At 68.0% G+C, this 21592-nt stretch carries 22 protein-coding genes; 11 read left to right on the top strand and 11 right to left on the bottom strand.

Annotated features, from left to right (window positions below):
• Window positions 1-10 precede the first annotated feature (10 nt).
• From ACIHA7_RS28255 to ACIHA7_RS28240, 4 genes are read left to right on the top strand one after another with little or no spacing between them, the layout of a single operon-like run.
• A complete protein-coding gene (locus ACIHA7_RS28255) occupies window positions 11-1072 on the top strand; it encodes a thiolase domain-containing protein (RefSeq protein WP_397293973.1) in 1062 nt (353 codons plus the stop codon).
• Window positions 1069-2235, top strand: coding sequence for a thiolase domain-containing protein (locus tag ACIHA7_RS28250; RefSeq protein WP_397293972.1), 1167 nt, complete (start codon window positions 1069-1071; stop codon window positions 2233-2235). Before ACIHA7_RS28255 ends, ACIHA7_RS28250 begins: the two co-directional genes overlap by 4 nt.
• Window positions 2236-2240: 5 nt before the next feature.
• Window positions 2241-3131, top strand: coding sequence for a TIGR03619 family F420-dependent LLM class oxidoreductase (locus tag ACIHA7_RS28245; protein ID WP_397294538.1), 891 nt, complete (start codon window positions 2241-2243; stop codon window positions 3129-3131).
• Complete coding sequence (locus ACIHA7_RS28240) at window positions 3128-3541, top strand: nuclear transport factor 2 family protein (protein ID WP_397293971.1); 414 nt, start codon at window positions 3128-3130, stop codon at window positions 3539-3541. The genes ACIHA7_RS28245 and ACIHA7_RS28240 overlap by 4 nt, the downstream gene beginning before the upstream one ends.
• A 73-nt stretch (window positions 3542-3614) precedes the next feature.
• Here the strand turns inward: ACIHA7_RS28240 and ACIHA7_RS28235 are convergent, their stop codons facing one another.
• The gene (locus tag ACIHA7_RS28235; RefSeq protein WP_397293970.1) at window positions 3615-4916 is read right to left on the bottom strand and encodes a cytochrome P450; all 1302 of its coding nucleotides are present in this window, start codon (window positions 4914-4916) and stop codon (window positions 3615-3617) included.
• Between the two features lie 98 nt (window positions 4917-5014).
• Here ACIHA7_RS28235 and ACIHA7_RS28230 point away from each other — a divergent pair, with 98 nt between their 5' ends.
• Complete coding sequence (locus ACIHA7_RS28230; RefSeq protein ID WP_397293969.1) at window positions 5015-6178, top strand: steroid 3-ketoacyl-CoA thiolase; 1164 nt, start codon at window positions 5015-5017, stop codon at window positions 6176-6178.
• Window positions 6179-6540: 362 nt separating this feature from the next.
• A complete protein-coding gene (locus tag ACIHA7_RS28225; protein ID WP_397293968.1) occupies window positions 6541-6957 on the top strand; it encodes a helix-turn-helix domain-containing protein in 417 nt (138 codons plus the stop codon).
• Between the two features lie 322 nt (window positions 6958-7279).
• Here ACIHA7_RS28225 and ACIHA7_RS28220 read toward each other — a convergent pair whose 3' ends face one another.
• From ACIHA7_RS28220 to ACIHA7_RS28200, 5 genes are all read right to left on the bottom strand, one after another.
• Entirely contained in the window at window positions 7280-8290 is a 1011-nt protein-coding gene (locus ACIHA7_RS28220) for a hypothetical protein (RefSeq protein WP_397293967.1), read from the bottom strand.
• Window positions 8287-8802, bottom strand: coding sequence for an ImmA/IrrE family metallo-endopeptidase (locus ACIHA7_RS28215; protein WP_397293966.1), 516 nt, complete (start codon window positions 8800-8802; stop codon window positions 8287-8289). Before ACIHA7_RS28215 ends, ACIHA7_RS28220 begins: the two co-directional genes overlap by 4 nt.
• Window positions 8803-8813: 11 nt before the next feature.
• Window positions 8814-9842, bottom strand: a complete 1029-nt coding sequence (locus tag ACIHA7_RS28210) for a hypothetical protein (RefSeq protein WP_397293965.1) — start codon at window positions 9840-9842, stop codon at window positions 8814-8816.
• Window positions 9843-10018: 176 nt separating this feature from the next.
• The gene (locus tag ACIHA7_RS28205) at window positions 10019-10930 is read right to left on the bottom strand and encodes an SDR family oxidoreductase (RefSeq protein WP_397293964.1); all 912 of its coding nucleotides are present in this window, start codon (window positions 10928-10930) and stop codon (window positions 10019-10021) included.
• A 31-nt stretch (window positions 10931-10961) separates the two neighbouring features.
• The gene (locus ACIHA7_RS28200; RefSeq protein ID WP_397293963.1) at window positions 10962-11744 is read right to left on the bottom strand and encodes an SDR family oxidoreductase; all 783 of its coding nucleotides are present in this window, start codon (window positions 11742-11744) and stop codon (window positions 10962-10964) included.
• Window positions 11745-11875: 131 nt separating this feature from the next.
• Here ACIHA7_RS28200 and ACIHA7_RS28195 point away from each other — a divergent pair, with 131 nt between their 5' ends.
• The 5 genes from ACIHA7_RS28195 (at window position 11876) to ACIHA7_RS28175 (ending at window position 16564) form a co-directional block, all read left to right on the top strand.
• A complete protein-coding gene (locus ACIHA7_RS28195; protein WP_397293962.1) occupies window positions 11876-12640 on the top strand; it encodes an enoyl-CoA hydratase family protein in 765 nt (254 codons plus the stop codon).
• A 14-nt stretch (window positions 12641-12654) separates the two neighbouring features.
• Window positions 12655-13539, top strand: coding sequence for a CoA transferase subunit A (locus ACIHA7_RS28190; RefSeq protein WP_397293961.1), 885 nt, complete (start codon window positions 12655-12657; stop codon window positions 13537-13539).
• Between the two features lie 20 nt (window positions 13540-13559).
• A complete protein-coding gene (locus tag ACIHA7_RS28185; RefSeq protein ID WP_397294537.1) occupies window positions 13560-14339 on the top strand; it encodes a CoA-transferase subunit beta in 780 nt (259 codons plus the stop codon).
• A complete protein-coding gene (locus ACIHA7_RS28180) occupies window positions 14339-15397 on the top strand; it encodes an NAD(P)H-dependent flavin oxidoreductase (protein WP_397294536.1) in 1059 nt (352 codons plus the stop codon). Before ACIHA7_RS28185 ends, ACIHA7_RS28180 begins: the two co-directional genes overlap by 1 nt.
• A gap of 294 nt (window positions 15398-15691) precedes the next feature.
• Window positions 15692-16564: a LysR family transcriptional regulator gene (locus ACIHA7_RS28175; protein ID WP_397293960.1), complete on the top strand. Its 873-nt coding sequence runs from the start codon at window positions 15692-15694 to the stop codon at window positions 16562-16564.
• Between the two features lie 7 nt (window positions 16565-16571).
• Here ACIHA7_RS28175 and ACIHA7_RS28170 read toward each other — a convergent pair whose 3' ends face one another.
• From ACIHA7_RS28170 to ACIHA7_RS28150, 5 genes are all read right to left on the bottom strand, one after another.
• Window positions 16572-17726 carry an acetyl-CoA C-acetyltransferase gene (locus ACIHA7_RS28170; RefSeq protein WP_397294535.1) on the bottom strand — a complete coding sequence of 385 codons (1155 nt, stop codon included), beginning with the start codon at window positions 17724-17726 and terminating at the stop codon, window positions 16572-16574.
• A gap of 49 nt (window positions 17727-17775) precedes the next feature.
• Window positions 17776-18396 (bottom strand): TetR/AcrR family transcriptional regulator, encoded by a 621-nt coding sequence (locus ACIHA7_RS28165; protein WP_397293959.1) that lies wholly within the window; start codon window positions 18394-18396, stop codon window positions 17776-17778.
• Window positions 18397-18476: 80 nt separating this feature from the next.
• Entirely contained in the window at window positions 18477-19205 is a 729-nt protein-coding gene (locus ACIHA7_RS28160; RefSeq protein ID WP_397293958.1) for a hypothetical protein, read from the bottom strand.
• Window positions 19206-19534: 329 nt separating this feature from the next.
• A complete protein-coding gene (locus tag ACIHA7_RS28155; protein ID WP_397293957.1) occupies window positions 19535-20329 on the bottom strand; it encodes an SDR family oxidoreductase in 795 nt (264 codons plus the stop codon).
• Window positions 20326-21531 carry an acyl-CoA dehydrogenase family protein gene (locus ACIHA7_RS28150; RefSeq protein ID WP_397294534.1) on the bottom strand — a complete coding sequence of 402 codons (1206 nt, stop codon included), beginning with the start codon at window positions 21529-21531 and terminating at the stop codon, window positions 20326-20328. Before ACIHA7_RS28150 ends, ACIHA7_RS28155 begins: the two co-directional genes overlap by 4 nt.
• Window positions 21532-21592 lie beyond the last annotated feature (61 nt).

Here is a 21592-nt window from a genome sequence, read left to right as displayed (position 1 = left end):
GAGGCGCACGTTGACTGACCACGGAACCGACATCGCGGTCGTGGGTTTCGCCCACGCGCCGCACGTGCCGGAGACTTTCGGCACCACCAATGGCGTGGAGATGCTGGTGCCCTGCTTCCAGCAGCTCTACCGCCAGCTCGGCATCACCAAGTCCGACATCGACTTCTGGTGCTCGGGCTCCTCGGATTACCTTGCCGGACGGGCCTTCTCGTTCATCTCCGCGATCGACGCGATCGGCGCGGTACCGCCGATCAACGAATCGCACGTGGAGATGGACGCGGCATGGGCGCTGTACGAGGCGTGGGTGAAACTGCGCTCGGGGCAGGCGGAGACCGCGCTGGTGTACGGCTTCGGTAAATCATCGGCGGGCACGCTGCGCCAGGTGCTCACCATGCAACTCGATCCGTACCTGGTGACACCGCTGTGGCCGGACGCATGGTCCATCGCGGGCCTGCAGGCCAGGGCCGGGCTGGACGCGGGGCGCTGGACCGAACGCGACATGGCGGCGGTGGCCGCGGCAGCGTTGGCCGCCGACGGCCGGTCGACGGGCGGGCCGGTCGAAAGCCTGCTCGACGCACCGTATATCGCCGATCCACTGCGCGCCCACGACGTCGCCCCGATCACCGACGGCGCCGCCGCGATCGTGCTGGCCATCGGCGACCGGGCCCGCGAACTCTGCGAGCGGCCCGCGTGGATCACCGGCATGGCGCACCGGGTGGATACACCGGTGCTCGGCGCGCGCGACCTCACCGTCTCCCCCTCCACCTCGGCTGCCGCGCAAGCGGTTACCGGCGGCGACACGCAGTTCGACGTCGCCGAACTGCACGCGCCGTTCAGTCATCAGCAGCTGATCCTCGCCGAGGCCATCGGACTGAAGAACGGCACCAAGGTGAACCCCTCGGGCGGTGCGCTCGCCGCGAACCCGATGTTCGCCGCCGGGTTGGAGCGGATCGGCTTCGCGGCCAACGCGATCATGGACGGCTCGGCGAACCGCGCACTCGCGCACGCCACCAGTGGGCCCGCGTTGCAGCAAAACCTTGTGACAGTTCTGGATTCGGAGGCGAGCCGATGAGCTTTCCGGCTGCGGTGCTCGGCACCGGTCAAACCCATCACGTGACGAAAAGAACCGATGTATCGATGGCGGGCATGTGCCGTGAAGCCATTGATCGCGCGCTCGTCGATGCCGGTCTCACCATCGCCGACATCGACGCGGTGGTGGTCGGCAAAGCGCCGGACCTGTTCGAGGGCGTCATGATGCCCGAGCTGTACCTCGCGGATGCGTTGGGCGCCACCGGAAAACCGCTGCTGCGCGTGCACACCGCGGGTTCGGTCGGCGGCTCGACCGGCGTGGTCGCCGCCAATCTGGTGCAGGCCGGGGTGCACAAGCGCGTCCTCGCGATCGCGTGGGAGAAGCAGTCGGAGTCGAATGCCATGTGGGCGTTGTCGATTCCGGTGCCGTTCACCATGCCGGTCGGCGCGGGCGCGGGCGGCTACTTCGCCCCGCACGTCCGGTCCTACATCCGGCGCTCGAACGCGCCGAGCCACATCGGCGCGATGGTCGCGGTCAAGGATCGGCGCAACGGTGCCAAGAACCCGTTGGCACACCTGAAACAGCCTGACATCACGCTGGAGTCGGTGCTGTCCTCGCAAATGCTGTGGGACCCCATCCGTTTCGACGAGACCTGCCCGTCCTCGGACGGCGCGTGCGCGATCGTGCTCGGTGACGAAGAGGCGGCGACCGCCGTCGAGGCCACCGGCAAGAAGGTCGCGTGGGTGCACGGCACCGCGATGCGCACCGAGCCGACCACCTTCGCCGGCCGCGACCAGGTCAACCCGCAGGCCGGCCAGGACGCCGCGGCCGCGCTGTGGAAAGCCGCCGGGATCACCGACCCGCTCAGCGAGATCGACGTGGCGGAGATCTATGTGCCGTTCTCCTGGTTCGAGCCGATGTGGCTGGAGAACCTGGGGTTCGTGCCGCAGGGTGACGGCTGGAAACTTACCGATAAGGGCGAGACCGAGATCGGCGGCATTCTGCCGGTCAACCCGTCCGGTGGCGTCCTGTCCTCCAACCCGATCGGCGCGTCGGGGCTCATCCGCTTCGCCGAGGCGGCCAAGCAGGTCATGGGCCGCGCCGGCGACTACCAGGTCGAGGGCGCGCGTAAAGCCTTCGGCCACGCCTACGGTGGCGGATCCCAGTACTTTTCGATGTGGGTCGTCGGGGCGGACAAGCGATGACCCCGCTGAAGTTCACCCTCGGCATCGCGCTGAGCCCGCTGGACCAGCTGCCCGAGCTGGCGAAAACTGCTGAGGAGTGCGGGTTCTCGTCGATCGCACTGCCGGACTCGCTGTTCTATATGAAGTCCGCGGCGGCGAAGTACCCGTATACCGCCGACGGCAGCCGGTTCTGGGGTCCGGAGACCCCATGGGTCGACCCGCTCATCGGGGCGACCGCGATGGCGATGGTGACCAGCCGCATCCGGTTCTACACCAACGTGCTCAAACTGGGATCGCGTAACCCGTTGCTGCTGGCCCGCCAGGTCGGATCGGTGGCCAATCTGTCCGGAAACCGCTTCGGCTTCGGCGTGGGGATCGGCTGGGCGCCGGAGGAGTTCGAGTGGTGCGGGGTGCCCTACGCCAGGCGCGGCGCCAGGGTCGACGAGATGATCGAGGTCATCAAGCTGGTACTCGGCGGCGGCATGGTCGAATTCCACGGCGAGTTCTTCGATTTCGATCAGCTGCAGGTCAGCCCGGCGCCGACCGAGCCGGTGCCGTTCTACGTCGGCGGCCACACCGAGGCGGCGCTGCGGCGTGCGGCCCGGGTGGGTGACGGCTGGACCTCGGCGATGATGACCTACGACGAGCTGTGCCGCACCATCGGCAAGCTCGACGCGCTGCGCGCCGAGTTCGGGCGCGCGGACCTGCCGTTCGAGCTCCAGGCGGTGTGCGTCGACCGGTTCGGCCGTTCCGGCTATCAGGATCTCGCGAACGCGGGAGTGACCGACGCGATCGTGGTGCCCTGGCTCTTCGACGGCATCGGCTTCGACGGCGAACTCGCCGCCAAACAGGACTCGCTGCGTCGATTCGCCGCGGCGAACATCGAAGCACCGATCGTCGCGGAGGTATCGGCATGACCACAGACCACCCGGCCCGGACTGCCGGGCTCGCGTCGCAGGCCGCGGTGCGGGCCAGGGACAAGGCCGCTTGGGTCGCACTGTTCGCCGAGGACGGCATCGTCGAAGACCCCATCGGCCCTTCGGGTTTCGACCCGGAGGGCAAGGGGCACCGCGGCAAGGAGGCGATCGCCGCGTTCTGGGACAAGGCGATCGCGCAGACGGAGTCCATCGAGTTCCTGTTCGGCGACTCGTTCGCGTGCGGGAACGAGATCGCCTTCACCGGCACCATCCGCAGCACCCTCGGCGGTCATCGGATCGACGCCGACGGTGTCTTCACCTATCGGGTCGACGACACCGGCAAAATCGCTGCGCTGCGGGCTTTTTGGGAGGTCGACCGCGCGATGGCCACCGCGAAGAAGGTCGACTGAGCACAGTCGGACGTGCGAAGGGCCCGCGCATCGGAGGAAATCTCCGGTGCGCGGGCCCTTTCGATGTACCGGCTCAGTGTGTGACGGGACAGCCCTTGAAGTCGACCGGGAATTCCTTGATCCCGTTGAGCCAGCCGGAGCGCAGCCGCTTCGGCTCACCCAGCTTGCTGATATCCGGCAGGTGATCGGCGATGGCATTGAAGATCAGGTCGACCTCCAGCCTGGCCAGGTTCGCGCCGACGCAGAAGTGCGCGCCGGTACCGCCGAAGGACAAGTGCTGGTTGTCCTTTCGCAGGATGTCGAACCGCTCCGGATGCTCGAAGACGTCCTCATCGAAGTTGGCCGAGCGGTACAGCATGACCAGCCGCTGACCCTTCTTGATCTGCACGCCGCCGAGTTCGGTGTCCACCAGCGCGGTCCGCTGGAACGAGGTGACCGGTGTGGCCCACCGGATGATCTCGTCGGCGGCGGTGGCCGGACGCTCCTTCTTGAACAGTTCCCACTGGTCCGGGTTCTCCATGAAGGCGTTCATGCCGTGGGTGATGGCGTTGCGCGTGGTCTCGTTGCCCGCCACGGCCAGCATGATCACGAAGAAGCCGAACTCCTCCTCGCTGAGCTTGTCGCCGTCGACATCCGCCTCGATCAGCGTGGTGACCAGATCGTTGGCCGGGCACTCCTTGCGCGCCGCCGCCATTTGGTAGGCGTAGCCCAGGATTTCGGCGGAGGCCATCACCGGATCGGCGTCGTTGTCCGGGTCGTCGTAGCCGGTCATGTCGTTCGACCAGGTGAACACCTTCATCCGGTCTTCCTGCGGGACGCCGATCAGTTCGGCGATCGCCTGCAGCGGCAGTTCGCAGGCGATCTGGGTGACGAAATCGCCGGTCCCGGTGGCGGCGGCCGCCTTGACGATCGATTCCGCGCGCGCCGAGAGCTCCGCGCGCAGGCCGTTGATCGCACGCGGGGTGAAGCCGCGCGAGATGATCTTGCGCAGCTTGGTGTGCTCCGGCGCGTCCTTGTTGATCAGGACGAACCGCTGCAGTTCGATCTGCTCGCGGGTGATGTCGTCGTTGAAGCGCGGAATGGCGGTGTTCTCGAAAGTCGAGAACACGTCGCTGCGCCGTGATACCTCTTTGACATCGGCGTGCTTGCTGACCACCCAGAAGCCCTCGTCCCGGAAGCCACTGACCTCCACCGGCTGTGGATTCCACCAGACCGGTGCGGTGCGACGCAGCTCGGCGAACTCCTCGACGGGCACCCGCTCGGCGTAGATGTCGGGGTCTGTGACGTCGAATCCGTCCGGCAGATTCGGCCGGACATTCCGAGGGTCTACCACCAGATGTCTCCTTCGACAAACTGAAACACGTTCTATAATCATTGAAGCATAGGTGGCTGTATCAGGAAAGAAACCGGACAGAACCGCCTCGAATCCTTGGAGAACTCGTTTCAGTTTTCCGCCCCATAGAAAGGTTGGACATGGGCACACCCGTCATCGTCGAGGCCGCTCGCACCCCCATCGGCAAGCGCGGCGGCTGGCTGTCCGGCCTGCACGCCGCCGAACTACTCGGCCTCGCGCAGCGCGGACTGCTCGAGCGCGCCCACCTGGATCCGGCGCAGGTCGAGCAGGTGATCGGCGGCTGCGTCACCCAGGCGGGTGAGCAGTCCAACAATGTGACGCGCGTCGCGTGGCTGCACGCCGGGCTGCCCTGGCAGGTCGGCGCGACCACCATCGACGCGCAGTGCGGCTCGGCCCAGCAGGCCAACCATCTCGTCGCCGGGCTCATCGCGACCGGCGCGATCGACATCGGGGTCGCCTGCGGCATCGAGGCGATGAGCCGAGTTCCGTTGGGCGCCAATGTCGGCGAGCACGCCGGACCGCGCAGGCCCGCGTCATGGAGCATCGACCTGCCCAATCAGTTCGAGGCGGCCGAGCGGATTGCCAAGCGACGCGGCATCACTCGCGCCGACGTCGACGCGTTCGGCGCCCGCTCGCAGCGGCTGGCCGGACAGGCCTGGGCCGAGGGGCGTTTCGACCGCGAGGTGCTCACCGTCACCGCCCCCGCCGTCGACAAGACCGGAAACCTGACCGGCGAGAAGCTGGACGTGTCACGCGATCAAGGCCTGCGCGAGACGACCGTCGAGGGGCTGGCCAAGTTGAAGCCGGTCCTGGAGGGCGGCATCCATACTGCGGGGAACTCGTCGCAGATCTCCGACGGCGCGGCCGCGGTGCTGCTGATGGACGAAAAGGCCGCGCAGCGAGCCGGATTGCGGCCTCGGGCGCGGATCGTCACCCAGGCCCTGGTCGGCGCCGAGCCGGAGTTCCACCTCGACGGCCCGGTGCAGGCCTGCTCGCGCCTGCTGGAACGGTCCGGGATGAGCATCGGGGACATCGACCTGTTCGAAATCAACGAGGCCTTCGCCTCGGTGGCACTGTCCTGGGCCTCGGTGCATCAGCCGGACATGGACCGGGTCAACGTCAACGGCGGCGCCATCGCGCTCGGTCATCCAGTGGGCTCGACCGGATCCCGGCTCATCACAACGGCTTTGCACGAGCTGGAGCGAACCGGCCGCAGCACGGCCATGGTGCTGATGTGTGCCGGTGGCGCATTGGCGACAGGGACGATCATCGAACGGATTTAGCGCCGTCGACCCGTCGAAACCGGTTTGTTGAACGTTCATCCCCCAGGCCCGGAAACGTGTCGTACGCCACACATTCGGCCCGACTTGCAACTAGATGAGACGTCAGCTATCTTTCCGCTATCATGATCGCGTCGGGGAAGACCTCCACGACGGGCCAGAACCGGTCCGTACCTCGGCTTCTCGAGAGCCGTTGGGGTGACCCGCAAACGCAACGGTCGCAGTACCTTCGCCGGACCGGCACCTAGAAGCTTCAAGGAAATCCGGAATCAGGCGTAGGTTTTCAGTTACTGAGCCGCTAATATCAATGATACGTATCCGAGATAACGACTGTTAGTACAGCGAAGGGAATTGGGCGGCTCACAATGGCTGATTTCGCGGCGCGGCTGAACAAGCTGTTCGAAACCGTGCATCCCCCGGGGCGTAAGCCGCACACCAACGCGGAGGTTGCGGCTGCGCTGACGGCCTCCGGACATCCGATCTCGAAACCGTACCTGTCGCAGTTGCGGTCGGGACAACGGACGAACCCGTCCGATGAGACGGTGGCCGCCCTGGCGAAGTTCTTCAAGGTCAAGCCGGACTACTTCTTCAACGACATCTATGCCGCCAAGATCGATCACGATCTTGAGTTGCTGTCCCAGCTGCAGGGCTACGGACTGCGACGGCTGTCGAGTAGAGCGTTCGACCTGTCCGAAGAATCTCAGAACCTCCTCACGTCCATGGCGGAGAAGTTGCGGGCAAGTGAAGGCTTGCCCGAAATTCCTCCGGATGACACCGAATAGGTTCTCTTGCACGGAAGCACAGTGCGGCCCTCCGGGTCGCACTGTGCTGTGTTATGTGTGCGTCCAATACGTGAAGCAAGTGGGGCATGCCCGAGAAAATAGGGGCATGCCCTGTCAAGGCCTCTGACGATGCCCGATCATCAGTAGATGCAAGCACATTCGACAATTCTCGAACTTGCGCGTCCGCAGGTTTTCTCGGACAACTGATTTCGTGTGAACGCGGGTAACTCATCGAGTCCAGCGCAGAACTCAGCCCGCTGCACGACACCGGTCGGCAACCACACTCAGCGGTACGCGGAATACGCGCCGTCGGCGCGTGTGCTCAATTTCGGACGGGTTCCAGGGTTGTCGCGTCATAGGCCCTGGCGATGGCCTGGACCCAGCCACGAGGACTAATCCCCTCGGGCGGAGCAATCCACCGTGCGTCGAGCACCACATCGCCCAACGGGTTTCTGGCCCACTGCGCCACCGTCTCCGCGCGCTCGGCGACCGACCGCGGCGGCGGCGCCACCGCGGCGAGCACCACCCCGCCGCCGGACTGGAGGTAGAGAGCGTCCATGATCTGCGCCACCTGATCGGACGCGCGCAGCTGAGTGGACGTACCGGTCTGGTCGTGCGCGACCACCTCGGGGAAGCGGCCGACCATGATGCGGTGCAGCAGCTTGATCTGGCGCAGTAGCATCCGCGCGCGCACCCACAGCTCGACCACGATCCACACCGCGCCGAACGCGATGAGCAGACTCGCCACCTCCCAGGCCTGCCACGCCCAGTTCGGCTGACCCGGCGGTACCGGCGGCGCATCGGTGAACGCGCGCTGGATCTCCAGCACGGCCAGGCCCGCGACGACCGCGGTTCCGGTGGTGTAGATCGCGATTCCGCGTCCGAGCGTGGTCCAGTCGAGGTTGCGCAGGCCGGTGATGACGATGAACAGCGCGCCCAGCGTGACGACCTCCCAGCCGAAGGTGAACGACCAGGCGATGGTGACGGTCACCGAGACGATGCCGATGCTGTAGATCGCCATGGCGACCTGCCGCAGGTTCTGCCGGGAGCAGATCGGCCAGGCGGCGAAGGCGACCACCGAGGTGGCGGCGATGAACACGATCCAGGCCGACACCACGACACCGTCGGAGAGCCAGCCGGCGCGCACGCCCTGCGGCCGCAGATTGTCGATGGCCACCGCGATCTCGGGGACCGCGACGGTGGCGGCCAGCGCGACGGCGGAGACCGCGACCACGATGGCCACCCGGGCCGTCGTCGCCGGCTTGACCAGCACGCGTCCCACCCGGGCTCCTGCCGCCATCCACACCAGCAGTGCCGTCAACCAGAGGGTCATCCCAGAGCCTCATCGAATCGAAGGACCGAGACGCCTGCGCCACGGCTGTTGAACACGCGGAGTCTGGTCATCAACATGGCGGCGAAGGTCTCGGCCTCCCACTCGGCGAGTTCGTCCGCGCCGTCGTCGACGATCTGCTGGTGCGCCCGCTGGCTCAGCATGTACGCGATCAGATCGTCGCTGGCCTCGAGCGTCACCTCGGGCGCGGGCGCGCCCTCGTGGTCGAACACGATGTGCCCCAACTCATGTGCGAGGGTGTGCTCCCGGCTCGGCAGCGACTGGGCGAGCACGATCACGTCGCGATCGGGGTAGAGCCTGCGCTGTCCGCACACGCCGGGACCCAATTGCGCACTGGCGATCTCGATTTCGCGGCGCCGCTCGCTCGCGATGGCGAGCACCACCTCGTCGAGGGTGGTGGCGTCGGAGTCCGCCGCAACGGCACAGACGGCATCCACGGCAGCGGCCACCCGCCGGTAGGACCGCGAAGTGTTCTGAGTCTTACTCTCACTCATGCCAGCACCCCTCACGGCCTCGGGAAGAACATGGCACGGGCGGCGTCGACTCGGGCCTGCGCGGCCGAGGCACCCTGGAAACTGACCGCACCGGAACCGGCCCCGGCCAACCCGAGGGCGAGCAGGCCGCCGATCACCGACAGCAGTTTGGGTTTGGGGAGCCCGTCGTCGGCGCTGGTCGGGCGCACGTCGGGGTTCGGCTTGGCGGGGGCCTGGGCCGCCGGTGGGGCAGGCGGGGGCGGTGGCGGCGCGGCCGGGGCTGGCGCGGCGGCCGGGGCTGGCACGAGCACGGGCAGTGCCGGGATGCCCGGCAGCACGGGCGCGGGCACCGGCGGGATGGCGACGGGCGGCAGCGCGGGTGGGACGGGCGGCGCGGGGATCAGGAGCAGCAGCAGCGGCGCGGCCGAACCGACGGCCGCCGAACCAACGGCGGCGGAACCGACTGCGGCAGAACCGGTTGCCGCCGAGCCGACGCCCGCGGAACCTACTCCGGCGGAGCCGACTCCCGCGGAACCGACGGCGGCCGAACCAACGCCCGCCGAGCCGACTGCGGCCGAACCTGTTGCACCGACACCGATTCCGGCGGACCCCACCGCGGCGGAGCCCGTTGCCAAGGCACCCACCCCCGCGGAGCCGGTGGCACCGAGCGCGGCCGAACCGGTGCCGAGGACGACGCCGAGACCGGCCGAACCCGAACCGAGCGCAAGGCCGAGACCGGCGGAGCCGGTACCGAGCACCGCGCCGAGACCGGCCGAGCCTGCCGCGCCCGCCGAACCTGCCGCGGCCGAACCGCCTGCTGCCGCGGAGCCTGCCGCGGCCGAACCGCCTGCCGCCGCGGAGCCTGCCGCGGCCGAGCCCGAGCCGATGGCCGGGTTGGTGGGTACCGCACTGACGTCCGTCCGCTGACCGGGCACCGACAGCGGGTACCAGGACTCGCCGCTGTCATACGGCGGCGGAGCGGGGTCGGCAGCGCACTGCGGGCACTGGCCTGCGGGCTGGGCTACCGCCGCAACCGGGCCGAGTAGCGCAAAGCCGGCCACAGCTCCAGCTACTGCAACCACACGGAACGTGCGACCAACGGCCATGCGCCGAGCCTTCCCCTCATTCGTAAAGCGCAGTTCTCACCCGGTCGCGACTCTCACACGGGACTTTTAACGGATGGGGGCCATAGTAAACCCCTATCGTTACGTGCGCAGGAAGAAGGTCGGAAGCCCGTTCAGGCCCCGTACACCGGTTCGGGCGGCATCCCCTTGGCAATCAGGTCAGCTACCACCGGGCCGAGCTCGGCAGGCGACCACCTGGCACCGCGATCCACCGCGACACCGTGGCGCCACCCGTCCGCAAGTGCGATTTTCCCGCCCTCGACCTCGAACATGCGCCCGGTGACCGATGCCGATTCTGGGCTGCCGAGCCAGACGACGAGCGGGGAAATGTTCTCCGGAGCCATCGCGTCGAAGCCGTCTTCGGGCCGCGCCATGGTCTCGGCAAACACCGTTTCGGTCATCCTGGTTCGGGCCGCAGGTGCGATGGAATTCACAGTGACGCCGTAGCGAGCGAACTCCGCGGCGGCCGTCAGCGTAAGTCCCGCAATACCGGCCTTCGCCGCGCCGTAGTTGCCCTGGCCTACGCTGCCCTGCAGGCCGGCGCCGGAGCTGGTGTTGATGATGCGGCCGTCGACCGGGCGACCGGCTTTGGACTCGCCGCGCCAGTACTCGATCGCGTGCCGCATGGTGACGAAATGGCCCTTGAGGTGCACGCGGATCACCGCGTCCCACTCGTCCTCACCGAGGTTGACCAGCATCCGATCGCGAACGAATCCGGCGTTGTTGACCAGCACGTCGAGGCCGCCGAAGGTGTCCACCGCCTGCCGGATAAGCCGTTGGCCGCCTTGCCAATCCGCGACGTCGTCGCCGTTGGCCACGGCGGTGCCGCCGAGCGCGGTGATCTCCGCCACCACCTGTTCGGCCGGGGTCTCGGCGGTCACGGCGCCGTCGAGGGCCGAGCCGAGATCGTTGACCACCACCTTCGCCCCTGCCGCGGCGAAGGCGAGCGCGTGCGCGCGCCCGATGCCGCGGCCCGCGCCGGTGACGATGACGGTGCGGCCTGCGCAGATCTGCTCGGTGTCCATACCTGTGTCCTCTTCGTGGGATCCGTTGTCTTCAGGACTGCTGCTGAGCGGTGGACGCGGCCAGGAAGGCGGGGCGCTCGCCACCGCCGTGCACCAGCAGGGCGGCGCCGCTGACGTAACAGGCCAGCGGGGAGGCGAGGAAGACGGCGCAGCGGCCGACATCCTCCGGGGCGGCCAGCCTGCCGAGCGGAATGGTCCGGCCCACCGCGTCGATGCCGTCCTGGTCGCCGTAGTGCAGCCGACTCAGCTCGGTGTCGACCGGACCGACGACCAGGGAGTTCACCCGCACCTTGGGCGCCCATTCGACGGCCAGCGAGGCGGTCAGACTGTCCATGCCCGCCTTCGCGGCGCCGTAGGCGGCGGTGCCCGGCGAAGCGCGGTGGCCGCTGACGCTGGAGATGTTGACGATGGCGCCGCCGTCCGGCTGCTGCTGCATCACCGTGTTCGCCGCCTGCGCAACCAGCAGGGGCGCAAGCAGATTCAGCTCGACGATCTTGGCGTGGAAGTTCTTGCTCGCGGTGGCGGCGAGCGCGAACGGGGCGCCGCCCGCGTTGTTGACCAGGTGATCGAGGCGGCCGTGCCGCGCGACGACGGTGTCGATCATTTCGCGGACCGCGTCGGCGTCGCGAATGTCACAGGCCAGGAATTCGATCGCGCGACCGTCGGCCTCGACCGGTGCGTCGGCGGGACGGCGGGCACAGGCGATCACCGTCGCGCCCGCCGCGAGGAAGGCCCTGCTCACCCCGGCACCCACGCCGCGGACGCCGCCGGTCACCAGGACGACGCGGTCGGCCAGATCGATTTCGAGTGCCACCGTGCTAACCTACCAAGCAACTGCTTGCTTTGCCAACGCTGGGCCGCGGCCGAGCCGGGGCTCACGATGGACTGGGTCTCACGATGGGCTGGGTCTCACCATGGGTTGGGGCCTTCACGAAGGGATAGGCGATGGGGATCAACCGTCACTCCGAATCAACCGGCATCACCGTGGTCACGGTGGACTACCCACCGGTCAACGCCATACCGACGGCAGGCTGGTTCGACATCGCCGACGCGATCCGGGAGGCGGGGCGGGACAAGCAGACGCGGGTCGTGGTGCTGCGCGCCGATAATCGCGGCTTCAACGCCGGTGTCGACATCAAGGAGATCCAGAGCAAGCCGGGCCATCAGGCGCTGATCGACGCGAATCACGGTTGCTTCGAGGCGTTCGCGGCGGTCTACGACTGCCCGGTGCCGGTGATCGCGGTGGTGCAGGGCTTCTGCCTCGGCGGCGGCATCGGGCTGGTCGGCAATGCCGACGTCGTGATCGCCTCGGACGACGCCACTTTCGGTCTGCCCGAGGTCGACCGTGGCGCGCTCGGCGCGGCCACCCACCTGTCCAGGCTGGTGCCGCAGCATCTGATGCGGGCGCTGTTCTACACCGCGAGCACCATCACCGCGCAGCAGCTGCACCACTTCGGCTCGGTGTACCAGGTGGTGCCGCGTGCCGAACTCGACGCCGCGGCAATGGAAGTCGCCAAGAACATCGCCGCCAAGGACGGGCGGGTGATCCGGGCGGCGAAGCGGGCGCTCAACGGCATCGACACCCAGGACGTGCACCGGAGTTACCGGTACGAGCAGGGATTCACCTTCGAACTCAATCTCGCCGGCGTCGCCGACGAGATCCGCGCCCGGTTCGACGACGATCTGGCCGCGCGCAAGGCCGAGCAGTAGGAGATCGGAAAGTCATGCGAGACAAGCGAATGTCGCTCGACGAGGTCGTCGGCGAGTTGCGCAGCGGAATGACCATCGGCCTCGGCGGCTGGGGATCGCGGCGCAAGCCGATGGCGCTGGTGCGGGCCATCCTGCGGTCGGATCTCACCGACCTGACCGTGGTCAGTTATGGCGGGCCGGACCTCGGCCTGCTGTGCTCGGCGGGCAAGGTGCGCAAGGCCTACTACGGCTTCGTGTCACTGGATTCGGCGCCGTTCTACGACCCCTGGTTCGCCCATGCCCGGACCTCGGGCGCGCTGGTGGCGCGCGAGATGGACGAGGGCATGCTCAAGTGCGGACTCGAGGCGGCCGCGGCGCGGTTGCCGTTCCTGCCGATCCGGGCCGGGCTCGGCTCGGACGTGCCGAACTTCTGGGACGGCGAATTGCGCACGGTCGCTTCACCGTACCCCGACGCCGACGGCCGGACCGAGACCCTGATGGCGATGCCCGCGCTGAATCTCGATGCGGCGCTGGTCCATCTGAATATCGGCGACCGGCACGGCAACGCCGCCTACACCGGCGTCGACCCGTACTTCGATGACCTGTATTGCCTGGCAGCAGCGCGCCGGTATGTGTCGGTCGAGCGGATCGTGGAGACCGACGAACTGGTGAAAACCGTGCCGCTGCAGTCACTGCTGCTCAACCGGATGATGGTGGACGGAGTGGTCGAGGCGCCCAACGGCGCGCACTTCACCTTGGCCGGTGACAGCTACGGCCGGGACGAGAAGTTCCAGAAGCACTACGTGCAATCAGCCAAGACGCCCGAGGCGTGGCAACAGTTCGTCGACAGGTACCTGGCCATCTCCGAGGACGAGTACCAGGCCGCCGTCCGCGAGTTCGCACAGGAGGCGAAGAAATGACAGCATCGCGTAGCGATTCGATGGGGGGCGGTGGCCGGGTGACGGGCGGGCCCGAGACGATCACCCGCGCCGAGATCTGCGCGGTCGCCTGCGCCGAGATCTTCAGCGGCGCGGGCGAGATCATGGCGAGCCCGATGTCGCCGATGTCGATCATCGGTGCGCGGCTGGCCAAGCTGACCACCGAACCCGATCTGCTGCTCTCCGACGGTGAGGCGCTGCTGTTCGCCGACACTCCCCCGCTGGGCGGCAAGGCGCCGATCGAGGGCTGGATACCGTTTCGCCGGGTGTTCGATGTGGTGGCCTCCGGGCGGCGGCACGTGGTGATGGGCGCCAACCAGATCGACCGTTTCGGCAATCAGAACCTGTCCGCGTTCGGTCCGCTGCGGCGGCCGACCCGGCAGATGTTCGGGGTCCGTGGCGCGCCGGGCAACACGATCAATCACGCGACCAGCTACTGGGTTTCGCGGCACACCAGCCGAGTGTTCACCGATCAGGTCGATATCGTCGCCGGTGTCGGCTACGACAAGGTGGACCAGGACAACCCGGCCTTCCGGTTCCATCATCTGCACCGGGTGGTCAGCAACCTCGGCGTCTTCGACTTCGCCGGACCCGGCCACACCATGCGGGCGCGCAGCCTGCACCCCGGCGTCACCGCCGCCGAGGTCGCCGAGAACACCTCGTTCGAGATCCACGGACTGACCGAAGCCGAGGAGACCCGGCTGCCTACCGCCGAGGAACTGCGCCTGATCCGGGATGTCCTCGATCCCAAGAACATACGGGACACCGAGGTGCCGTCATGATCGGCAGGCTGCGCACCGCGCTGACCGACCTGGTCGGCGTCGAACACCCCATCGTGCAGACCGGCATGGGCTGGGTCGCGGGCCCGAGCCTGGTCGCGGCCACCGCCGAGGCGGGTGGCCTCGGCATCCTCGCCTCGGCCACCATGACCTACCCGGAGCTCGAAGCGGCGGTCGCGAAGACCAAGGCGCACACCGGCAAACCGTTCGGCGTGAACATCCGCGCCGATGCCACGGACGCGCCCGAGCGGATCGATCTGCTGATCCGCGAAAAGGTGGCCGTCGCCTCGTTCGCGCTGGCACCCAAGAAAGACCTGATCGCCAAGCTGAAAGACGCGGGCGTGGTGGTGATTCCGTCGATCGGCGCGGCCAAGCACGCGGTGAAGGTCGCGTCCTGGGGCGCCGACGCGGTGATCGTGCAGGGCGGCGAGGGCGGCGGGCACACCGGCCCGGTGGCCACCACGCTGCTGCTGCCTTCGGTGCTGGACGCGGTCGACATCCCGGTGGTCGCCGCGGGCGGGTTCTTCGACGGTCGCGGCCTGGCCGCCGCGCTGGCCTACGGTGCGGCGGGCGTCGCGATGGGCACCCGCTTCCTGCTGACCAGGGAGAGCACCGTGCCCGAGGCGGTCAAGCAGGAGTATCTGCGCAGGCAGCTGCAGGACACCGTGGTCTCCACCAAGGTCGACGGCATGCCGCACCGGGTCTTGAACACCGAACTGGTGCAGCGCCTGGAACATTCGGGCCGGGCCCGTGGCCTGGCCGCCGCGGTGACCAATGCCGCCAAGTTCAAGAGCATGACCGGCATGAAATGGTCCACCCTGGTGCGTGACGGGCTCGCCATGCGAAAGACCAAGGACCTCACCTGGTCTCAGGTGGTCATGGCCGCCAATACGCCGATGTTGTTGCGCGCCGGTCTGGTCGAGGGCAATACCCAGGCCGGCGTACTCGCCGCAGGGCAGGTCACCGGCATCATCGAGGACCTGCCTACCTGTCAGGAGCTCATCGACCGCATCGTCGCCGACGCGATCGCCCGGATCGAGGAGTTGCAGAAGAACCTCTGAGTCGCCGACGTACGTGCCCCGCCCTGCCATGGGGCGGGGCATTTTCGCGCGTTGGTCACACAACAGCCGACCCACGCAGGCAGGAGTGTGCAACACGACGCCTCCTCAGGTGTTCGCCGTGACTCGAGAGGTCGCCCGTTAGCTGGTCAATCGTCCAGCTAACTCGGAATTCCAGGTACGGGGCCGATCAGCAAAACCGCACTACCTGCGTCATCGACACGCCGTGTGCGATGCAGGAAATGCCGGGCGCAGTCAAGTGGAGCACCATATATTCACATAGCTACCATGTCGCAAATGGAGATCTATCACCTACGCTGCTTCCTGGCAGTCGCCAGCGAGCTCGACTTCACCAAGGCCGCGCAGGCGTTACAGATGTCCGTCCCAGCGCTGCGTCAGCGCATCGAGGTACTCGAAACCGAAGTCGGCGCACCACTTTTCGACAGCTCCACACAGACCCTCCGGCTGACACCGACCGGCGAACGACTTGTGCCGCAAGCGTTCTCGATCGTCACCGACGTCGACGCACTGCCCGACCAACTCGCCACCACGGCCGATCAGCCGATCGCCGTACGCTTCGCCATCCCGGAATTGCTCGGCTCCGACATCGGCGACCGGCTCACCGCCGCGTTGGCCGATCTCGCACCCGACTACACCTGCGTACTCGAGCGCATGCGTTCCGCCGATGTCGGTGCGAACCTGCGCGGCAACCACATCGACCTGGCCTTGTCCCACCTCGGGTCCGCCGGTCCTGGCGTGGACTCCGTGGTCGTCGCCACCGAGCCGATGGGCGTCCTGGTCGACGCCGACCTGTTCGCCGGACGTACCTCGTTGCGACTAGCGGACTTACGCGGTTTCACGCACGTCCAAGGCCCGCAACACTGGGAGCTCGTCTCCGATACTCGAACACCGCTGTCCGGCAAGGGCATCAGCGAAAGCAAGGACCGCTTCAAAACCATCGACGGCATGCTGATGATGCTGCGCCGGTCCCGCGCCTTCATCATCGCCCCCCTCGACTCCGAGGGCCTGTCCGCCGTCGACCCCGCCGAATTCCGCTTCCTACCGGTCGAAGACCTGGATCTCGAGGTCGGCACCGCGTTGCAGTGGCGCGCCGACGACGCGCGGTTCGGCAGGCTCGCCGCCGACCTCGCCGCACGTCTGGCCGTCTAGCCGCGACTCAGCTGCCGAGCCGCTCGATGATGGTGGCGTTGGCGGTGCCGCCGCCCTCGCAGATGGTGAGCAGGCCGTACCGGCCGCCGACGCGCTCGAGCTCGTTGAGCAGCGACGCGAAAAGCTTTGCGCCGGTGGCGCCGAGGGGGTGGCCGAGGGCGATGGCGCCACCGTTGACGTTGACCCGCTCGGGGTCCGCGCCGGTCTCCTTCAGCCAGGCGAGCACGACGGGGGCGAAGGCTTCGTTGATCTCCACCACGTCGATGTCATCGATGGTCAGGCCCGTCTGCTCCAGCGCCCACTTGGTCGCCGGGATCGGCGCGGTGAGCATGAAGATGGGGTCCGCGCCGCGCGCGCTGACGTGGTGGATGCGGGCCCGCGGCGTCAATCCGTAGGCCTCGACGGCCCATTCGGAGGCGAGCAGGGTGGCGCTCGCGCCGTCGGAGATCTGGCTGGCGACGGCCGCCGTCAGCGGGCTGCCCTCGGCCAGCGGCGGCAGCGACGCCATCTTCGCCAGGCTGGTCTCGCGCGGTCCCTGATCGATCCAGAAGTCGCCGACCGGCACGATCTCCCGATCGAAGCGGCCGTTCTTGATGGCGTCGCGGGCCCGCTCATGGCTGCGCAAAGCCCAGCGCTCCATGTCTTCCCGGCTGATGTTCCACTTCTCGGCGATCAGCTGGGCGGCGCGGAACTGGGTGACCTCGGCGGTGCCGTAGCGGTGGTCCCACCCCTCGGACCCGACGAACGGCGAGTCGAAGCCGTACTCCTTGCCCGCCAGCATCGCCGCCGAGATCGGGATGGCACTCATGTTCTGCAGCCCGCCCGCGACTATCACCTCGGCGGTGCCGCTCATGATGGCCTGTGCGCCGAAGTTGATGGCCTGCTGGCTGGATCCGCACTGCCGGTCGACGGTGACGCCGGGCACCTCCTCCGGATAGCCCGCCGCCAACCATGCGGTGCGGCCGACGTTTCCGGCCTGCGGGCCGATGTTGTCGACACAGCCGACGATCACGTCGTCGACGTTGCCCGGGTCGATCGGGCTGCGATCCAGCAGCCCGCGCAGCGCGGCCGCGCCGAGGTCGGCGGGGTGCACGGCGGCCAGCGCGCCGCCGCGCTTGCCGACCGGGGTGCGCACCGCATCGATCACGTAGGCGTCCCGCAGCGGGGTGTAGGGGCGGCGGGGTGCGGATGGTGCTGACATCAGAGAACTCCTACGTGATGTGCTGATCGGAGACGGTGAGCCCGTCGAGCACGATGGTCAGGTACTGCTTGGCGAGATTGTCGACGGTGATGGCACCGCCCGGCTGATACCAGCGCACCGCGACCCACACGGTGTCGCGCAGGAATCGGTAGGCCAGTTCGACGTCGATCTCGGGCCGGAAGCTGCCGTCGGTGACGCCGTTGGTGAGTACGCGATGCCAGAGCTCGCGGAACTCGCGGTTGTAGTCGGCGATGTAGGTGAACCGCTCGGCGGTGCGCAGGCGCTTGGCCTCGGCCTGGTAGATCGCGACCGCGGCATGGTGCCGATCGAAGGACTGGTAGGACGCGATCACCAAGGCTTCCAGGGTGTCTCGCGAGCTGAGCCCGGCGCCGACGATCTCGCGGTAGTGCCCGAACAGATCGTCGAGGAAGCCGCGCAGGATCTCGTCCACCATGGACTCTTTGGAATCGAAGTGGTGGTAGAGGCTCCCCGATAGAATTCCGGCCGCGTCGGCGATGTCGCGCACGGTGGTGGCGCGCAGTCCTCGCTCGGCGAACAGTTCGGCCGCCAGCGCCAGCAGTTCATTGCGCCGTGCTGATTTCGAAGCGTCGGGTGCGGTCACATCGGCCATAATACAACCAAGCATTTGCTTGGTACAGGGCGGCGCGCGATCGGCCTGTCCAACAGTGTTGCGATGCGTGGCCGAGCTGCTCAGCGCACCGAATAGCGCAGTGGGGAGGACACCGATAGGTCCGCGAGCAGCCGATCGCAGATCACCACGGGCGCGATACCCGCCCTGGCCAGCCGGGCGACCAGCGCGAGCCTGCGTTCGCAGCTGTCCCATTCGACGGTGAGCTGCCCGCGCCCCGGCCCCGCGTCCACCGTCGCCATCACCCGCGGTGGACCGTAGGCCATCGGCTCTTCGATCAGCTTGAGCACCATGCCGCGCTGCCAGGCCTGATAGGTATCCATATCGGCGCCGACCACCAGCTTGTCGGTCGCGTTGCAGAGACCCTGCGCTATCTCCTCGTCGAAGGCGACCCGGTCGAACCGGAACTTCCGGCACTTGGCCACCACGTCGAGCAGGTCTGCGCGCACCTCGCACAGCAGGGCGGACTGCCGATGTCTTCGCCGGTCCTGCTCGGTCTCCGCGTGGTCGGTGCCGAGCCCGATCTGCTTGGCCCGCTCCCGATCTCGGGCCATATCGGCGCGTAGCGCGCCCCGCGGGTCGCGGGTCACCGCCCGCTCGTCGACGGCGTACTGCTCGAGAATCTGGGCGGCGCGCATGGCGGTCGCGTACTCGGAAGTGTGGTCCATCAGCTCGGCGCCGAGAGTTAGCGCTGCGAGTACCATGCTGTCCAGTCTGCGCCTGGCTAGCACCACTTCGCGCACCAATTCGAGTTCCAGTTGTTCGCGGGCAGCTGGGCTATCCAGGCCCATAGCCATCGCCCCTTTGGAGAGTGCGGGATCCGATGTAATCCAGCATCGCACACCCCGGCCGCATCTGGCTTGGGCTTTTCTACCTGATCAGCCGCCCATTTGCTCGATGTGCGCCCAGCGCTGGAAGGCGAACGCACTCTGGCGCGTCCCGTGCGCACCGGAGCCACCCGGCCCGCGCGCCCGTCCAGTCCGTGCCGCTCGCCGGCCCCAACCACGGGTTACCGGACAGCGATTGGATAGCTCGAGAGCGAAAGATGTTGGGAAACCACGGTGGATTGCCGGATTCCCGGGGTGCCGTTGTCCCGGTGCACGAAAATAATGCCTGCCGCTCAGGCGCGCTGACTGCTGACCGAAACGACCTCGCCGGTCAGATACGAGGTGTAGTCACTGGCCAGCATGGCGATGGTGGCCGCGACCTCCCACGGCTCGGCGGCCCGGCCGAAGGCTTCCCGCTCGGAGAGCCGGTCGAGCAGTTCGGTCGAACTGACTTTGTCCAGAAAAGCGTGCCTCGCGATGCTCGGCGCGACGGCGTTGATCCGCACGCCGAGTTCGGCGGCCTCGATGGCACTGCACCGGGTCAGCGCCATCACACCGGCTTTGGCCGCTGCGTAGTGGGCCTGACCGTGCTGCGCGCGCCAGCCGAGCACGCTGGCATTGTTGACGATCACGCCGCCGTGGCCCGCGGCACGGAAGTAACCCAGCGCGGCACGGGTGCAGCGGAAGGTGCCGTTGAGGGTGATGTCGAGGACGCGATCCCACTGCTCGTCGGTCATGTCCACCACCGGGGTCTCGCCGCCGAGCCCGGCATTGTTGACCATGATGTCGATCCGGCCGATCGCCGCGGCCGCGCCGCGCACCAGTGCGTCGACCTGCTCGGTGCTCTGCACGTCGCACGCGATCGAGGCCACTTTGCGGTCCGGGAACTCGGCCGCCAGCTCGGTGGCTGTCTCGGCCAAACGCCGCTCGTGCCAATCGGAGACGACCACATCCGCGCCCTCGGCGAGCAGCCTGCGCGCGGTGGCCGAGCCGATGCCGGTGCCCGCCGCGGCGGTGATGACGGCGGCGCGTCCGGTCAGCAGACCGTGTCCGGGGATGGGGGTCGGCGGCACGGATAGCCCACTCATGACCTCGCCTCCCGCGGCAGGCCGAGCACGCGCTCGGCAATGATGTTGCGCTGCACTTCGTTCGAACCTCCGTAGATGGTGTCGGCGCGGGTGAACAGATACAGCCGCTGCCATTCGTTCAAGTCGTTCTCCTCGGCCACCAGGCCGGCCGGGCCGAGCACGGCCATGGCGAGCTCGCCGAGGCCGCGATGCCAGTTGGCCCACAGCAGTTTCGCGACCGAGGCCTGTCCCCCGTCGTCCACGCCCGCGCCCTCCATCGTGCGGATGGCGTGCGCGCGCAGCACCCGCAGGCCGACCCAGGCCCGGTCGATCCGGTCGGCGATGAGCGGATCGTCGGCGGCTCCGGTGCGCCGGGCCAGCGCCTCGACGTCGGCCAGCTCCCTGGCGAACCTGATCTGCTGGCCGAGGGTGGAGATGCCGCGCTCGAAGGTCAGGGTGCCCATGGCGATGCGCCAGCCCTCGCCCGGCGCGCCGACCACCAGGTCTGCGGCGGTGCGCGCGTCGTCGAAGAAGACCTCGTTGAACTCCGAGGTGCCGGTGAGCTGGATGATCGGGCGCACGTCGATGCCGGGCTGGCGCATCGGAACCAGCAGGTAGGACAGGCCCCGGTGGCGGACCGAGCCGCGCTCGGTGCGGGCGATCACGAAGCACCAGTCGGCGACGTGGGCCAGCGAGGTCCAGATCTTCTGGCCGTTGATCGACCATTCGTCGCCGTCCAGCCGCGCCGCGGTGGTGATCGCGGCCAGATCCGAGCCAGCGCCCGGCTCCGAATAGCCCTGGCACCACAGCTCGCTGACGGTGCGGATGCCGGGCAGGAAGCGTTCCTTCTGCGCCTGGGTGCCGAAGGCGAGCACGGTCGGTCCGAGCAGTTCCTCGCCGACGTGCGAAACCCGGGCGGGCGCGTTCGCTTTCGCGTACTCCTCGTGGAAGATCACCTGCTGGCGCACAGTCGCCTCGCGGCCGCCGTACTCCTTCGGCCAGCCGAGGCAGGTCCAGCCCGCGGCGGCCAGGTGTCGGTCCCAGGCGAGGCGCTCGTCGAAGGCCTCGTGTTCCCGGCCCGGCCCGCCGAGCCCGCGCAACTCGCGGAATTCGCCGTGCAGGTTCTCCGCAAGCCACTCGCGCACCTCGGCGGCGAATCGCGCGTCTTGCGTCGCGGAAAACCGCCCGCCCGACGCGGCGGTGTCGGATTCTGAGGTCTGGATCGCACCCACGCCGGTAGGATAACCTACCAAGCACTTGCTTGTTGAGCGCTCGCATAAGTGC

The organism is Nocardia sp. NPDC052316 (assembly GCF_044547795.1).
Lineage (GTDB): Bacteria > Actinomycetota > Actinomycetes > Mycobacteriales > Mycobacteriaceae > Nocardia.
Note: the sequence above shows the minus strand (reverse complement) of the source record. Positions and strands in the feature narration are given on the sequence as shown.

Bases quoted from the DNA above. Each gene is read 5' to 3' on its own strand.
- ACIHA7_RS28250 (WP_397293972.1), top strand. From the start codon at position 1,069: ATGAGCTTTCCGGCTGCGGTGCTCGGCACCGGTCAAACCCATCACGTG.
- ACIHA7_RS28240 (WP_397293971.1), top strand. From the start codon at position 3,128: ATGACCACAGACCACCCGGCCCGGACTGCCGGGCTCGCGTCGCAGGCC.
- ACIHA7_RS28235 (WP_397293970.1), bottom strand. From the start codon at position 4,916: ATGATTATAGAACGTGTTTCAGTTTGTCGAAGGAGACATCTGGTGGTA.
- ACIHA7_RS28230 (WP_397293969.1), top strand. From the start codon at position 5,015: ATGGGCACACCCGTCATCGTCGAGGCCGCTCGCACCCCCATCGGCAAG.
- ACIHA7_RS28225 (WP_397293968.1), top strand. From the start codon at position 6,541: ATGGCTGATTTCGCGGCGCGGCTGAACAAGCTGTTCGAAACCGTGCAT.
- ACIHA7_RS28220 (WP_397293967.1), bottom strand. From the start codon at position 8,290: ATGACCCTCTGGTTGACGGCACTGCTGGTGTGGATGGCGGCAGGAGCC.
- ACIHA7_RS28215 (WP_397293966.1), bottom strand. From the start codon at position 8,802: ATGAGTGAGAGTAAGACTCAGAACACTTCGCGGTCCTACCGGCGGGTG.
- ACIHA7_RS28205 (WP_397293964.1), bottom strand. From the start codon at position 10,930: ATGGACACCGAGCAGATCTGCGCAGGCCGCACCGTCATCGTCACCGGC.
- ACIHA7_RS28195 (WP_397293962.1), top strand. From the start codon at position 11,876: ATGGGGATCAACCGTCACTCCGAATCAACCGGCATCACCGTGGTCACG.
- ACIHA7_RS28190 (WP_397293961.1), top strand. From the start codon at position 12,655: ATGCGAGACAAGCGAATGTCGCTCGACGAGGTCGTCGGCGAGTTGCGC.
- ACIHA7_RS28185 (WP_397294537.1), top strand. From the start codon at position 13,560: ATGGGGGGCGGTGGCCGGGTGACGGGCGGGCCCGAGACGATCACCCGC.
- ACIHA7_RS28175 (WP_397293960.1), top strand. From the start codon at position 15,692: ATGGAGATCTATCACCTACGCTGCTTCCTGGCAGTCGCCAGCGAGCTC.
- ACIHA7_RS28165 (WP_397293959.1), bottom strand. From the start codon at position 18,396: ATGGCCGATGTGACCGCACCCGACGCTTCGAAATCAGCACGGCGCAAT.
- ACIHA7_RS28160 (WP_397293958.1), bottom strand. From the start codon at position 19,205: ATGGGCCTGGATAGCCCAGCTGCCCGCGAACAACTGGAACTCGAATTG.
- ACIHA7_RS28155 (WP_397293957.1), bottom strand. From the start codon at position 20,329: ATGAGTGGGCTATCCGTGCCGCCGACCCCCATCCCCGGACACGGTCTG.